Origin of the sequence: Chryseobacterium taiwanense, from assembly GCF_000813825.1 — a bacterium.
GTDB classification, from domain to species: domain Bacteria; phylum Bacteroidota; class Bacteroidia; order Flavobacteriales; family Weeksellaceae; genus Chryseobacterium; species Chryseobacterium taiwanense.
The window spans coordinates 66,891-82,825 of record NZ_JWTA01000009.1 but is presented as its reverse complement, the minus strand read 5'-3'; the positions used below and the strand labels follow the sequence as shown (position 1 = coordinate 82,825).

The 15,935-nt window shown below is 34.5% G+C and carries 11 protein-coding genes; 6 read left to right on the top strand and 5 right to left on the bottom strand.

Features of this window, described 5'->3' with window-relative positions; genetic code table 11:
• Positions 1–3: 3 nt before the first annotated feature.
• Complete coding sequence (locus RM51_RS12105; RefSeq protein WP_039369716.1) at positions 4–2,928, bottom strand: SusC/RagA family TonB-linked outer membrane protein; 2,925 nt, start codon at positions 2,926–2,928, stop codon at positions 4–6.
• Between the two features lie 132 nt (positions 2,929–3,060).
• Here RM51_RS12105 and RM51_RS12100 point away from each other — a divergent pair, with 132 nt between their 5' ends.
• The gene (locus RM51_RS12100; RefSeq protein WP_039369714.1) at positions 3,061–3,645 is read left to right on the top strand and encodes a ribonuclease HII; all 585 of its coding nucleotides are present in this window, start codon (positions 3,061–3,063) and stop codon (positions 3,643–3,645) included.
• Positions 3,646–3,763: 118 nt separating this feature from the next.
• Here RM51_RS12100 and yidC read toward each other — a convergent pair whose 3' ends face one another.
• From yidC to RM51_RS12085, 3 genes are all read right to left on the bottom strand, one after another.
• A complete protein-coding gene (yidC, locus tag RM51_RS12095) occupies positions 3,764–5,557 on the bottom strand; it encodes a membrane protein insertase YidC (RefSeq protein WP_039369711.1) in 1,794 nt (597 codons plus the stop codon).
• 180 nt (positions 5,558–5,737) lie between these two features.
• Positions 5,738–7,345 (bottom strand): CTP synthase, encoded by a 1,608-nt coding sequence (locus RM51_RS12090; protein WP_039369709.1) that lies wholly within the window; start codon positions 7,343–7,345, stop codon positions 5,738–5,740.
• 144 nt (positions 7,346–7,489) lie between these two features.
• Positions 7,490–8,059 carry a YceI family protein gene (locus tag RM51_RS12085; protein WP_039369706.1) on the bottom strand — a complete coding sequence of 190 codons (570 nt, stop codon included), beginning with the start codon at positions 8,057–8,059 and terminating at the stop codon, positions 7,490–7,492.
• A gap of 534 nt (positions 8,060–8,593) precedes the next feature.
• Between RM51_RS12085 and radA the strand changes: the two genes are divergently transcribed.
• The 3 genes from radA (at position 8,594) to RM51_RS12065 (ending at position 12,322) form a co-directional block, all read left to right on the top strand.
• The gene (radA, locus tag RM51_RS12075; protein WP_039369702.1) at positions 8,594–9,946 is read left to right on the top strand and encodes a DNA repair protein RadA; all 1,353 of its coding nucleotides are present in this window, start codon (positions 8,594–8,596) and stop codon (positions 9,944–9,946) included.
• 157 nt (positions 9,947–10,103) lie between these two features.
• Positions 10,104–11,660 carry a M12 family metallo-peptidase gene (locus RM51_RS19145; RefSeq protein WP_052248494.1) on the top strand — a complete coding sequence of 519 codons (1,557 nt, stop codon included), beginning with the start codon at positions 10,104–10,106 and terminating at the stop codon, positions 11,658–11,660.
• A gap of 68 nt (positions 11,661–11,728) precedes the next feature.
• The gene (locus tag RM51_RS12065; RefSeq protein WP_039369699.1) at positions 11,729–12,322 is read left to right on the top strand and encodes an acyl carrier protein phosphodiesterase; all 594 of its coding nucleotides are present in this window, start codon (positions 11,729–11,731) and stop codon (positions 12,320–12,322) included.
• A 6-nt stretch (positions 12,323–12,328) separates the two neighbouring features.
• Here the strand turns inward: RM51_RS12065 and RM51_RS12060 are convergent, their stop codons facing one another.
• On the bottom strand, positions 12,329–12,829 hold the full coding sequence (locus RM51_RS12060; RefSeq protein WP_039369696.1) for a DUF6702 family protein: 501 nt from the start codon (positions 12,827–12,829) through the stop codon (positions 12,329–12,331).
• 73 nt (positions 12,830–12,902) lie between these two features.
• Here RM51_RS12060 and RM51_RS12055 point away from each other — a divergent pair, with 73 nt between their 5' ends.
• Together RM51_RS12055 and RM51_RS12050 are read left to right on the top strand one after the other, a co-directional pair.
• A complete protein-coding gene (locus RM51_RS12055) occupies positions 12,903–13,481 on the top strand; it encodes a HupE/UreJ family protein (RefSeq protein ID WP_039369766.1) in 579 nt (192 codons plus the stop codon).
• A gap of 68 nt (positions 13,482–13,549) precedes the next feature.
• On the top strand, positions 13,550–15,931 hold the full coding sequence (locus tag RM51_RS12050; RefSeq protein WP_039369693.1) for a M1 family metallopeptidase: 2,382 nt from the start codon (positions 13,550–13,552) through the stop codon (positions 15,929–15,931).
• Positions 15,932–15,935 lie beyond the last annotated feature (4 nt).

The following is a 15,935-nucleotide window of genomic DNA, read 5'->3' as shown; positions in this document are numbered from 1 at the left end:
CGATTAAAATTTAAAGTTTAAATTAATACCATACATTCTTGTAGATGGTAAAGATCCACCTTCTAATCCTTGGAAGTTACCAGAACCATATGAGGTATTTTCAGGGTCAATCCCTTTAAAGTCTAGATTCCATGCAAATAAGTTTCTCGCAAAGGCTGATATCCTCACCCCTTGTAAAGCATTTCCAATCATAGATTTTGGTAAATCATAAGATAATGTGATATCTCTTAACTTTATATAACTTGCATCAAATACATTCTGTGCATCAACAGTATTATAATATGTACCTCCCCATGTTGGTGCATCTAACCATATATCATTTGGAGTTCCATCTTCCTTAACGCCAGGAAGTATTACTCCAGCTTCTCTATTTCCTCCTAAAGCACTTTCTTCTAACATACCAGAATACATTCCCCACATATGAGTAGTTGAAAAGTATTTACCTCCTTGTTGAATATCAATTAGGAATGATAAACTCATATTTTTATATTTGAATGAGTTTCTGAAACCCATATTATAATCAGGAAGGATAGATCCTAATGGTTTTATTTCTGATGCTTTATAGAATCCATTCTCATCAACCACTTTATTCCCATTGGCATCATATACGAAATCTGTTCCTAAAATTGCACCATACGAGTATCCTACTTGTGCAGCAAGCTGAGCTCTAAAAGGTGCATTCGTTAAGATATAATTTTGAAGGTTTCCTTGTAGTTCAACCAATCTGTTTTTGTTTTTAGCAAAGTTCCAAGTAATATCCCACGAAAAATTACTTGATTTGATTGGAGTAATATTCACCATAGCCTCAATACCCTTATTAGTCATTTCTCCGGCATTGATTCTTTTAAATCCATATCCTGTAGCAGGATCAATTGGTAAAGGAATAATTAAATCGTTAGTTTTTACATCATAATAAGTTACATCAAATCCTAATCTATTTTTTAAGAAACTTGCTTCTAAACCAATTTCTTTAGTAGTTTTCATTTCAGGACGAATCTGTGGTTCTCCTTTTGTAGTTGGTAATGAGTACATTGGATCTCCTAGATATGGTGTATCAATAGAAGCATATGTTCCTCTAATAAACGGATCAGCAGAACCTCCAGCAATTTGAGACCAACCGGCTCTTAGTTTACCAAATGAAAGCCAGTTAGTTTTCAATACGTTAGAGAAAACAAAACTTCCTGTAACTGAAGGATAGAACTGATCATCATTTAACATAGAAAACCAGTCATTTCTACCAGTAGCTTCTAAAAACAACATATTCTTATAGCCTACTGAAACAGAAGCAAATAAACTATTTACTCCCAAATGATAAGCAGCATTTGACGACTGAGCAGGTTCAACACTATTTGCTAAATTGTATAAACCAGGAATAATTAATCCCCCTACAGAATTCCCATTTAAAATATCCCATTTACGATTCATAATATTAAAACCAGCAAATGTATTTAAACTAAAATCCCCGAAATTATCATTATAATGTAGTCGCCCTTCGTAGTTAAATTCGGAATTATTTCTTTTTTGTATATTATATTCTGGCAAAGCAGCCGAACCAACAGCAACTCTAGAAGTAATTGTTTGAGAATAAGTATCGCCATATGCCTTTCCAGATAAATAAACCTTCTTCGAGAAATTATATGTCAAACCTACATTTCCAAAAAACCTATGTCTACTATCTTCTGATGTATTTTCATAAATTGTCCAGTAAGGGTTATCAGAAAAGTTTGGAGTACCGTCCTCCCATGACGTTCTATTCCAAGACCTCTGCATACCACTTGCCAATTTATAATTTTTCATTTCTTCAAAATCCAATTGTCTTTGACCCCACTGATAAAATTTTTGAGCAACTGAATTATCCCCGTACCCTTGCTCTGGTCTGTTAAACCCTGCAGTATGAACATAATTAAAAACAGCATCTGCTTTTAAACGATCAGAAAGAGAAGATGCTACATTTAAACTAAGATTATCTTTTTTAATTTCTGAATTAGGAACAATACCATTAATTTTAGTATTGGTATAAGATAACCTTACATTTGTATTTTCAAAAGATTTAGAAACGGCAAAGTTATTTGTAAAAGTAGTCCCAACCCTAAAAAAATCATCTACATCTTTTTTAGGAGCTACCCATTGCTTCAACTTCATATATTCATTTGGGAATTCTGGATCAAAAGAATTCCACCCTAAATAATATAAATTAGGATCATATTTTGGTCCCCAACTCTCATCAGTTCCAAAATCTGTAATATTATACGTTTGTCCATTAATTGTTGCTGTAGGTAAAGTAGACTCTAAACCACCTCCGTACTGATTTTGTAATTTTGGTCTAATATAAATAGACTCAAAAGAAATCCCAGTATTAAACTGAATTTCGGTTCTACCTTTTTTTGCCGATTTTGTAGTATAGATAATAGCACCATTTCCTGCTCTATACCCGTAAAGAGCAGCAGCGGGACCTCCCTTTAAAACAGTTACACTTTCAATATCATCTGGATTAATATCAAAGGTCGCATCACCATAATCTCGCCCTCCAGCACCTCTTTGAGTATCCACACTGTTAACATTAGAATTATCTAATGGCACCCCATCTACAACAATTAAAGGGCGGTTTTCTCCAGTAACAGAACTAATACCTCTCATAGTAATTCTTGTTGACCCCCCCATAGAAGATGGAGCTGTAATTTGCACCCCTGCAACATTCCCAGACAACGCACTTACGGCATTTGTTTGCCCTGCTTCAGAAATAATGTCTCCTTTAATTTCTTGAGAAGCATATCCAAGAGCCTTTTTTTCTCTTTTAATACCAAGTGCCGTTACGACAACACCTTCAATCTCTTGTGTTCTTACAGTATCCTTCTTCTGCTGAGCATTTGCTACAGCTAAAGAAGAAGACAATACAAGTATTAGAACACCCGCTGTTAGTTTCTTCATATCAAATTAATTTTGTAAAGACAAATTTGTGAAACTTTCTTAAAAGAACAAAACAAAACCCTAAAAAAATGTTATTTTTACCATAATTTTTATAAAATTATCTAATTTACCCTTTAAAAAAAAATCATTTTTATGGAATTACTAAAAAAATGGACAAATAATTATATTGAAGCAGGATGTGATGAGGTAGGGAGGGGTTGCTTATGCGGACCTGTAGTCGCTGCAGCTGTAATTTTAGATGATAGCTTTGAGCAAAACCTAATCAATGACTCCAAAAAATTGAATTTCAAAATAAGAATGGAGCTTGATCAATATATTAAAGACAATGTAAAAAGTTATGCGATTGCGGAACTTTCTCCTTCCTTTATAGATCAACATAATATACTCAATGCCAGCATACACGCGATGCACCAAGCGCTTGATCAGCTTCACATAAAACCGGAGCTGATATTAGTAGATGGAAATAAATTTCATGCTTATAATTACATTCCTCATGAATGTATTATCAAAGGAGATTCAAAAGTATTATCTATTGCGGCAGCCTCTATCTTGGCTAAGAATTACAGGGATAGATTAATGATAGAATTGCACGAAGAGTTCCCTGAATATGGATGGAATACCAACTTTGGTTACGCTACAAAAAAACACCAAGAAGCTTTAATTAAACATGGACCGACCAAACACCATCGCCAATCATTTAGGTTAAAATATGATTGAGTTTAAAATAAAAAAAGTGAATTATCTTTTTTTTATCACTATTGTTTGAAATTTAAATCCATTCTAAATAAAAAAGAGAAGCAATAAATTGCTTCTCTTTCTGTTATAATAAGTTATTTTACTTTTTTCTTTGTTGCTCTTGTGCTTTCTGCTGTTCCTGAGCCTTTTCCATCATTTCTCTCATACGTTTCTGGAACTTACCTTCTGCTTTTGGCTTTTCTTTATTCGCCTGAATCTGTGCATGGATTTTCTTTTCATCCAAGATTACATATTTAATAACAAGGATAATTAAGATGTTAATCGCATTCGATACAAAATAATACCAAGAAAGACCAGATGCAGAAGTATTCAGGAAGAATAGGAATGTGATTGGGAAAATATACATTAACACTTTCATATTTGGCATTCCTTCCTGTTGTGGCTGCTGCATATTCCCTGAAGTCATTACGGTGTAAATTAAAATTACAATGGTACACGCCAAAGCAAAAATACTCAAGTGATCTCCTAAGAAAGGAATCTTAAATGGTAATTTAATTAAGTCATCATATGCCGTTAAGTCTTTCGCAAACCAGAAACCTTGACCTCTTAAATCAATAAAGTTCGGGAAGAAACGGAATAACGCATAGAAAATTGGAATCTGAACTAATGCAGGTAAACATCCCGCCATCTGATTCACTCCCGCTTTTCGATAGATCTCCATTGTAGCCTGTTGCTTTTTCATTGGATCTGCATCCTTGAATTTAGCATTCGCCTCATCAATTTCCGGACGAATCACTCTCATCATTGCACTTAGCTTATGCTGCTTATACATAATTGGCGACAAGATTAATTTAACCAAGATTGTCAATACGAAAATTGCCCAACCTGCAGTTAATCCCCAAGATGCAATAAAGTTATAAATAGGAATAAAGAATCCTCTGTTCATCCATCCGATGAAAGACCATCCCAAAGGAAGAATTTCGTCGAAGTTTTTATCGTAAGATTTTAATAAAGGTAAATCTAACGGCATAAAGTACCAAGTAAAGTCTTGGTTCAGTTCACTTCCTGTCATTTGAACAAAACCTTCATAATCTAGTTTTTTCAAATACTCTCCTTCTTCAACAGTTTCCTGATTTCCTTTACTTTGTGTAAATCCATTTTTAGCTTCAATTACAGAAGCAAAGAACTGTTGTTTTACTCCAATCCAGTTAAGAGTTTCTTTATCTTCGGTCATCGTCGTTCTTCCATCATAATCATAATCTTTATAATTATTGAAAGCATATGAGAATTCTGAGTGAGATTGTTCCTGCGCTCTACCCTTTTCTAAATTTCTTACACTATAGTTCCAAAGGAAATCCGCTTTGTTATCAGCAGTGATTTTTGAAAGACCTTGAGTTCTTACTTTAAAATCTAGTGTATACTTTGGAAGAAGTGTATAAATAAACTGGATAACAGCCCCGTTATAATTAGCCGTCATTGTTACAGCATTTCCATTCACAGCAGGAGCAAACACTAAGTCTTTAGTATTAATAACTTTTCCTGTTTTATCTTTGAACTGGAAACCGTAGTTTGAATTATTTTTTGTGATCAGGTAAAGCGGAAGATCAGCTTTATCTGATTTATGATCATATGCTTTGTATTCTGCAAGCTCCACTTTAGAAACCTGCCCTCCTAAACTATTGAATTCAATATTTAATTCTTTGTTGGAAAGATTAGCGGTTTGAATCGCGTTTGGAGTTACATTTGGATTGATATTACTTGCCTGAGTTTGTTTTACAGCACTTTTCGCCTGTTCGGTCTTTTGTTGCTGAGCTTTTACTTCATCCTCTTTCGATTGTTTGTTTTGGAAATAAAACATGAAACCGAAAAGAACCAAACATAAAACCGCAAAACTAATAATCTGACTTTTATCGAGTCCGTTGTTCTGTTGCATTTTATTTTTAATTAAAATTTTTCAAATTTAAAAAGTAATCATATTGATAACTTTTTCGAGTCGACAAAAATACTGTTTTTTTATCAAAACTCTAGCCTTTAATATATTACTATATAATAAACTCAGGCTGAGAATAATCAGTCTGAGTTTATTTATGACGTTTGTAATTAACAAATTACTTTATTTCGATGTACAAGCTTTAATGAACGCTCTGAATAATGGATGCGGCGTTGCAACCGTACTCTTATATTCAGGGTGATACTGTACTCCAACATAGAATGGGTGATCCGGCATTTCTAATGCTTCTACCAATCCTGTTTCCGGGTTTGTACCTGTTGCTAAAAAACCATTTTTCTCAAATTCACCAATATAATCACTGTTGAATTCATATCTGTGACGGTGTCTTTCCGTAATATTTTTAGCTCCGTAGATATCATTAAGTTTAGAACCGTTTTTCAAAGAACATTTCCATGCTCCAAGACGCATTGTCCCTCCTTTATCTACAACATTTTTCTGCTCTTCCATTAATGAAATCACAGGATGTTCTGTAGAAGTATCGAATTCCATAGAGTTTGCTTTAGCATACCCTAAAACATTTCTCGCAAATTCTACAGTCATGATCTGCATTCCTAAACAAATTCCCAACATCGGAACTTTATTTTCTCTTGCATATTGAGCAGTCAAAACTTTTCCTTCAATTCCTCTGTCGCCAAAACCTGGAGCGACAAGAATTCCGTCTACATCTTTTAAAGTTTCTTTAATGTTTTCAGCAGTTAAATCTCCACTGTACACCCATCTTACTTTTACTTCAGTTTCCAGATCTGCACCTGCATGTTTGAAAGCTTCAGCAATTGAAATGTATGAATCCTGAAGAGACACATATTTTCCAACCAATGCAATTTCTACAGATTTTTTAGGGTTTTGGAATTTCTTCAGGAAAGATTTCCAATCTTTAAGATCTGCTTCTTTATCACTTTTAAGATCTAATTCCTTAAGAACTACATCATCAAAGTTTTGTTTTTGAAGGTACATTGGAACTTCATAAATCGTTTCCAAATCTTTACATTCAATAACATTATCTAAAGGAACGTTACAGAATTGAGCCAATTTCGCTCTCTGATCTTTTGGAATTTTATGTTCTGTACGGCAAACCAAAACATCCGCCATAATTCCGCTCTCCATTAACTGGCGAACAGAATGCTGAGAAGGTTTTGTTTTTAATTCTCCACTTGAAGCCAAATACGGCAATAAAGTCAAGTGAATCACCATAGAATTTTTTTCACCTAGCTCCCATTTCAACTGACGAACAGTTTCGATGTAAGGTAAAGATTCAATATCACCAACAGTTCCTCCGATCTCAGTAATAATGATATCGTAGTTCTGTTTAGATAAAATTTTAATTCTACGCTTGATTTCGTTCGTAATATGAGGAATTACCTGAACTGTTTTTCCAAGGAAGTCTCCTTTTCTTTCTTTTTCAATGACAGTCTGGTAGATTTTCCCTGTCGTAACGTTGTTGTTTTGGGATGTTGGAGCATCAAGATAACGCTCATAGTGTCCTAAATCCAGATCCGTCTCCGCGCCATCTTCGGTTACATAGCATTCTCCGTGTTCATAAGGATTCAAAGTACCCGGATCAATATTAATATAAGGGTCTAGTTTTTGAATTGTTACGTTGAAGCCACGTGATTTTAGTAGAAGTCCAAGAGAAGCTGAAACGATTCCCTTTCCCAAAGATGAAGTTACACCTCCTGTCACAAAGATGTACTTTGTATTCTTTTTACTCATTAGATTAGGTTTGTGCAAAGTTAGGGGAAAAAGAAATACAAAGCAATTTTGTTGCACGTTTAAATTTTAGATTCATTAAAAAACGACATAAGAAAGGCTCTCAATATACATTGAAAGCCTTCACCCAAACCAATTATATAGTAATTATTGTTTTATTAATTCAAAATATACCGTGATCTCAACATCTTTAGCAACTCCGGCTCCTGTAGGATCATATTTGATATTATAATCTAAACGGTTAATGGTAAATTTAGATTGAAATCCTAATACTTCTTTTCCTTGCTGATTTTTTGCAACCCCTCCAAGAGTAGCTGGAACACTGATTTCCTTTGTAACATCTTTAATAGTAAGTTTTCCTCTCAAAGTATAGGTATTATCTTTTCCTTTTGTTGCAGTAAATCCTTCAAATTTTATTTCACTAAACTTTTCTACATCAAAAAAGTCTGCACTCATAAGATGTTTATCTCTCTTCTCTACTCCTGTATTGATTGTTGCAGGAAATACGACAAAATCAAATGCTCCTTTATCTAAATTATTTCCGGCAGTGGAAACTTTCCCATCAAACTTATCAAACTTCCCCTGTATAAAACTAATTCCCATATGTTTAATATTGAAATTAACGGAAGAGTGCATCGGATCTACTACCCAATCTGTTTGTGCAAAACCTGCAATACTTATTAACGCAAATACAAAAGTTAAAAATAGTTTTCTCATTTCTTTATTTATTATACTAACAAAGTTATTCTTTAATTGCGAATTGTAACATTGATCTATGTTAGTTTTTTGATTTTGGTAAAATTATTTTCGAGTAGACTGAAATAAAAAAATAGATAATAAGAAAAACAATAAAAGAGTTTACATAGAGTGAAGAGTAGAAAAAATTTTCATCATCTTTTTCAAAAAAGTATAAAAAAGGATTTGTTCCCGAAATAATTAAAAAGAATAAATAAAGAATTTCAAATAAAATAGCAGATCTTAGTAATGATTGATAGTGTTTTTTGAAAATTATTACAGTAATTAAACCTACGAATGATATAACTAAACATAAAATCCATATTATAAAAGGTGCCATTCCCCAACTCTCTGCAGAAAGTTTTACCATATATGATAAAACTAACATGCTAAATAAAAAATTAAGAATGCTCATTACCACAAATACCACTAGACTTTTCAGCAAAATATTTTTCATACCCGAAAATTAATTAAAAATCAAAAGAAAAATTCAAAAAAAATTTTGAACTTCGCGGCATGGCAAAACTCAAAACAGCATATTTCTGTCAAAACTGTGGTTCACAATATCCTCAGTGGGCCGGACAATGCAAAAATTGCGGAGAATGGAATACTTTGGTAGAAGAAGTGGTGGAAAAAACGTCTTCACACAAAACACCTCCTTTTTCAAAAACGAAACAACATGTCATCAACATTATTGAAGTTGAAGCCATCGAAGAGCCAAGAATAAAAACTCCTTCTGACGAACTTAACAGAGTTTTGGGAGGCGGAATTGTCTTAGGATCTGTGACTCTAATTGGTGGAGAACCAGGAATCGGGAAATCTACCCTGCTTCTTCAGCTTGCCCTGAAAATGAAGAAAAAAGTCTTTTATGTTTCCGGGGAGGAAAGTGCTTCTCAGATAAAAATGAGAGCAGACCGTTTAGCAGACGTAAAAAATCCAAATTGTTTTCTTTACACGGAAACTTCTTTGGAGAAAATCCTTCATGAAGCCAAAAAATTAGAACCAGATTTTGTCATTATTGATTCTATACAAACACTACAGTCTCAACTAATTGAAAGTTCACCAGGAACAGTTTCTCAGATCAGAGAATGTTCTAATGAGATTATTAAATATGCTAAAGAAAATAACGTTCCTGTATTTTTAGTGGGACATATCACAAAAGACGGACAGATTGCCGGACCAAAAGTTTTGGAACACATGGTAGATGTTGTCTTGAATTTCGATGGAGACAGAAATCATCTTTTCAGATTGTTGAGAGCCAACAAAAACCGTTTCGGATCGACTGCCGAGATCGGAATTTACGAAATGATTTCACAAGGTTTAAAAGAAATTAAAAATCCTTCAGAAATATTAATCACAAAAAAATCTGAGGAACTTTCCGGAAATTCCGTTGCCGTAACGATAGAAGGAAACAGACCGATGTTATTGGAAATTCAGGCATTAGTAAGTTCTGCGGTCTATGGAACTCCACAAAGAAGCTGTACAGGATTTGATTCTAAAAGATTAAATATGCTATTGGCAGTACTGGAAAAAAGAGCAGGTTTTCAATTGGGAGCTAAAGATGTTTTCCTGAATATTACAGGAGGAATAAAAACCGACGATCCTGCTTTAGATTTAGCAGTCGTAGCTTCCATTCTTTCATCCAATGAAGACATTCCGATTTCGGAACATTATTGTTTTGCAGGAGAAATAGGATTAAGTGGAGAAATTCGTCCGATTGCACAGGCTGAACAGAGAATCTCTGAAGCTGAAAAACTAGGTTATGAGAAAATTTTCGTTTCCAATCTCAACAAAATTCCAAAGAAAAAATTCGGGATCAAGATCGAAGAAGTGAGTAAAATAGAGGATTTTCACGAAAGACTTTTTTAAAATAAACTTTCTAAGACTCAGGCGTTTTTCCTAAAGGAAAAACGCCTGAGTCTTTTTATGAAAAACATAATAAAAATTCACAACCATTAGAAATAAATTATTAATTTTATATAAAAAACTAATCAAACACAACCCATATATTTAAATATTTATTTCTATGAAAACAAAAATTTCAATTTTAGCATTGGCTATTTCTTCGGTAACTTTTGCCCAGAAGGCCTTTTTTCAAAACAAAATACCGATTGGAAGCGTAAAAGAGTCTCAAAAAATTTCAAAAGATCTCGCTACGACATATTATAATACTCAATATTATAATCAGACCTCATTTGATCTTAATCAGGATATAATAATCCCCGCATTAAAAGATCAGATAATCATTGCAAAACTTGATAAAGTGTACAGGTACACCAACAAAAGTGAATCTTATACTTATAAAGTTGTCAACGATCCTTCTGCCGAACTTGTTCTTTCCAAATATGATAATATTATCACCGGAATGTACGTTTCCGGATCCGGAGAAAAGATCATGTATCATCAGGTCAATGAAAATACATTTGCAGTCTCACAAGTTGCAGAGAAGTTATTGATAGACCAGGATTCCCCTGATGATACTATTCTCGACAAATCTTCGATAGACAATTTAATAAACGCTAAAACCAACAGCGACATATGCTCTTCAAGTACGGCAGCTTGTAGCGCATCAACAGTTGATGTGATGGTTGTTTACACCAGCGCAGCAAGCACAGCATGGGGAGGAACTTCACAAAGCAACTCTTACATTGCAACCGCAATTACCAATTTCAACACTGCCCTTACCAATTCCGGGGTTACCAATGCGACCATTAATCTGGTATATTCCGGAGTGATTACTTATACTGAGTCAGGAAATCTAAGCACTGATTTATCCCGATTAAGAGCTACCGCAGACGGATACATGGACAATGTTCATACTCTGAGAACGACTTACGGAGCAGACCTTGTTTCATTAGTTACTTCTACTCCGACAAGCACTTGCGGACTAGGATATGTAAATACCTCATCAACCAATTATGTAGCTACAGCAGGCTTTTCTGCCGTTTTATATAATTGTGCCGTTTCCAATTATTCATTAGCTCACGAAATGGGACACAATATGGGATTACGTCACGACTGGTATGTTGATACAAGTACAACACCTTGTAGTAATCATCACGGATATACTAACGCGATTGCCATCACCAACGGAACTTCTGCAACTTCTGCTCAAAAATGGAGAACCATTATGGCTTATAATGACGAATGTACCAGTGTAGGAATAAGCTGTACCAGAATCAACAGATGGGCAAATCCGGCTGTAAATTATAATACGTATCCGACAGGAGTAGCTATCGGAAGTACAAATCCTGCCAATGAAGCTTATGGTTTTGCACGTTTTGTTTGCGTTGTTGCAGGATTTACACCGACTGCAACCGGAGATGTTCTGGCGATTGAAGAAAGAGGAACTAAAACGAAAGAGTTTGCCATTTATCCTAATCCTGCAAAAGATGTAATCAATGTTACAACAGATGAAAAAGAAAATTACAGTTTCGAAATCATTAATGCAGCAGGACAGGCTCTTCTGAAAACAACTTCAAAAGAAATAAGCATTAGTAAGTATCCTAGAGGAGAATATTTCATCAATATCTATTCCGGGAAAAGCACACTTGTAGGAAGCAAAAAATTCCTGAAAAATTAAAATAATCTTCCCCCCAATTAAAGTCTCCTTTTATTTTTTAATGATTGGAGATTTTTTTATATTCGTTTATGAATTATCTGGCGCATTCTTTTCTCTCTTTTTCAGACGGACAAATCGTCGGTCAGTTTCTGGAAGACTTTATCCGAAACAAAGAGCGTTTTTCTTTTCCTAAAGAAATTCAGGATGGGATTACGATGCACAGAGCGATTGACACTTTTACCGATTCCCATCCCGCGATTCATGAAGCAAAAAAAGCATTCAGTCCGTTGGTAAGACTATATGCAGGAGCTTTCGTAGATGTTGCTATGGATTATTTTTTAGCCAACGATTTAAGCTTACATTCAGAAAAAGGATGGAAAGATCATTCTCTGAAAGTTTATAAGGTTTTAAATGAAAACAGTCAGTTTTTGCCCGAAAATTTCAAAAGAATGCTTGTAAAAATGGAGCATGACGACTGGCTGTACAATTATCGTGAAGATTTGGGAATCAAATTCAGCATTCAAAACGTTTTGAATAAAGCTAAATATCTGGAAAAAGACATTCCGGTCTTTCAGGCATTTCTTGACAACAAAGAAACCCTACAGAAATGCTATGACGATTTCTTTCCTAATCTTCTCGCTCATGCAAAAGCAGAAAATGCATTGTTACAATTGGATAGATAATTGATTCTAAAATTGCTGATACAAATATCGATTCGGATACGTCAGTTTTTCACTTTTTCGGTTTCCATTGATTATAATGTGAACGATATTAATCTGATCTTCAAATAAATTATACAGGAAACTCACGGCAGTTTCAACTTTTTTAGGAGCAGCGACAGTTTCAGATTCCAGATAAAGATTTACAGATTCATTATCTTCTTCATACCCAACATAATTTACTTTTAAAAACTTATTATCGGTTTTCAGTTTAAAATATTCAGCGCTGTAATTCTTTAAGGCTTCATTAAGCTGAGTTTTGTATTTCGAATCATTAAAATGAAATGACTTTCCGTATTTTTGCGACAATCCATTTTCCAGATCATCCAGAAAAAACCTCCCTGTAATTTCAAAAGTCTTTGATTTAGAATTGTAATTAATTTCTACCGAACCTACATGGTAAGGATGTTTCTCTTCTTTAAAAGAGAAAAGAAAAAACATACAGCACAAAAACAACAAAAGCTTTTTCATAATATCAATCCATTGCTAAAATCTGTTCCGAAATTAATCATTATTTTCGTAACCTTTATTATGTAAACTTATGATGCAGGATTTTCTATTTTACTTAAACCTTGGTTGGGAACATATTATTTCATTAGATGCATTAGATCATCAACTTTTTGTTTTAGCTCTTATCGCCGTTTATTCTTACAGCGACTGGAAAAAAATATTGGTTTTGGTCACCGCATTTACGATTGGTCATTCAGTGACTTTGGCGTTAAGTATTTTAGATATTGTAAGAGTTCCTTCAGATTGGGTAGAATTTTTAATTCCGCTTACGATTGTTTTAACAGCCTTGGGGAATATTCTCATGAAAAATAAAAAGCAATCTCAGACTAAACTCAATTATTATTTAGCTTTATTTTTCGGACTTATTCATGGAATGGGATTTGCCAATACTGCAAGAGTCATGATCGCTAAAAGTCAGAGCATTGCATTACCTCTTTTAGGATTTAATGTGGGGCTGGAAGTTGGGCAGATTGCCATTGTTTTCGGAATCCTTATCCTGCTTTTTATTCTTTTGAATCTCTTTAAAGTCAATAAAAAAGACTGGATCCTGTTTGTTTCATCTGGAGTTTTCGCATTATCATTAAAAATGACTTTAGAAAGAATTCCTTTTTAGCCTTGAAACATTTTCAAGTTTTCAGCTACTTATCATTATATTTGAAAATTAATTAAATCATTTCGGTTATGAAATTTAAAGTTTCAGCACTTTCAGTTCTTTTTTACATCGGTGCTTTTGCTCAAAACATTCAGAATAATCCGGGAAGCAATCACGGAAACAGATTTGAACAATTGGGAACCATTTTACCAACTCCCAATGTGTACAGAACGGCTTCCGGAGCTCCGGGTCATGCTTATTGGCAAAACAAAGCAGATTATGACATCACTGCTTTTTTGGATGAAGACAAAAGAAATCTGAAAGGATCGGAAACCATTACCTATTACAACAATTCTCCGGATGATCTTGATTATATCTGGCTCCAGCTGGATGAAAATCAACAATCCACTGTAAAAAAAGCAGATTTCCCTTTCTCTTCTACCCTTCCGAAAGCAGCAAACGACCAGCAGCTTAAAGCTTCTGAACTACCTGTAAAAGACAACGGATATGGGGTAAATCTTGAAAAAGTAACCGATGCATCAGGAAATCCATTAAAATATACGGTAAACAAAACCATGATGCGTATTGATTTACCTAAAGTCCTGAAAAAAGGAGAAAAACTGGTTTTTAAAGTCGACTGGAATTATAATATTCCTAATCGAATGAAAATGGGCGGTCGTGGCGGTTATGAAAATTTCGCAGAAGATGGAAATGATTTGTACACCATGACACAATGGTATCCGAGAATGTGCGTTTACAGCGATTTCCACGGATGGCAGAATCACCAGTTTACAGGAAGAGGAGAATTTGCGTTAGTTTTTGGAAATTTTAAAGTTTCGATGAATGTTCCTGCAGATCATGTTGTAGGAGGAACCGGTGAGTGTAAAAACTACGATCAGGTGTTAACATCGGATCAGTTGGCGAGATACAACAAATCTAAAACCTCAACTGAACCTGTAGAAATTGTAACACTTGATGAAGCTAAAAAAGCAGAGAAAAATCATTCAAAACAAAGAAAAACATGGAATTTTGAAGCACATGACGTAAGAGATTTCGCATGGACTTCTTCTAGAAAATTTGTTTGGGACGGAATGGGCGTTACCATTCCTGAAAACAATAATAAAGTAATGGCGATGAGTTTCTATCCGAAAGAAGCTTATGGATTGTACAGAAAATTCTCTACAAAAGCCGTTGCACATACGATTAAAACCTATTCTGAATTTACGATTCCTTATCCGTATCCTGTTGCACAATCCGTGGAAGCTTCCAACGGAATGGAATATCCTATGATCTGTTTCAATTACGGAAGAACAGAAAAAGACGGAACATATTCAGAGGGAATCAAAAACGGAATGTTGGGAGTAATTATTCATGAGGTTGGACACAACTTTTTCCCAATGATCATTAATTCAGACGAAAGACAATGGAGCTGGATGGATGAAGGATTGAATACCTTCACAGAATATCTTACGGAAGAAAAATGGGACAACAAATTCCCATCCAAAAGAGGACCAGCTTGGACGATCGTTGATTACATGAAACTTCCGAAAGATCAGCTGGAACCTATCATGAGTAACTCTGAAAACATTATTCAGTTTGGTCCGAATGCATATTCAAAACCAGCAACAGGATTGAATATTCTTCGTGAAACCATTATGGGAAGAGAACTTTTTGATAAAGCTTTTAAAACATACGCAAAAAGATGGGCATTTAAACATCCTGAACCTGCAGACTTTTTCCGTACTATGGAAGATGCGAGCGGTGAAGATCTGGACTGGTTCTGGAGAGGCTGGTTCTACGGAACAGATCCTGTAGATATTGCAATCGACAAAGTAACCATTGCGACTCCTGACTTGGAAACAGCTCCAAAACAGGCTTCGGAAACGAAATATAAAGTTGACAAACCTTTGCAAAATGAGTTTGAAGATATTTCAAAGGTCAGAAACAGAGAGGATAAAAATATCACTTTTTATGTAGATAAGGATAAAGAAACTCAGGATTTCTATTACAGATACGACAGAGGTCAGGAAAAAGTAGATACTCAAAAAGAATATGTTTCTAAAACTGACGCAACAGAGCCTTTAACTGCAAAAGACAAAGAGAAATTTAAAAATCTGACGGGTTATCAAATCGATTTCGTCAACAAAGGAGGTTTGGTAATGCCAATTATTCTTGAATTTACTTTTGAAGACGGAACAAAGTTAACTGACAAATCTTCTGCACAGATCTGGAGACAAAACGAGCAGAAAGTTTCTAAAACGTATTATTTTGACAAAAAATTAAAGTCAGTTCAATTAGATCCAATGAGAGAAACGGCTGATATTGATACTTCAAACAATTTCTGGAGCAACGATAATGGAACTTCTGAAGTTTCCAAATTCCAGTTATTTAAACAAAAAGAAGGTGGCAATGCGAGAGGAGCATCTAACGGAAAAGTAAATCCGATGCAGGCAGCAGGAAAGAAAAATTAATATT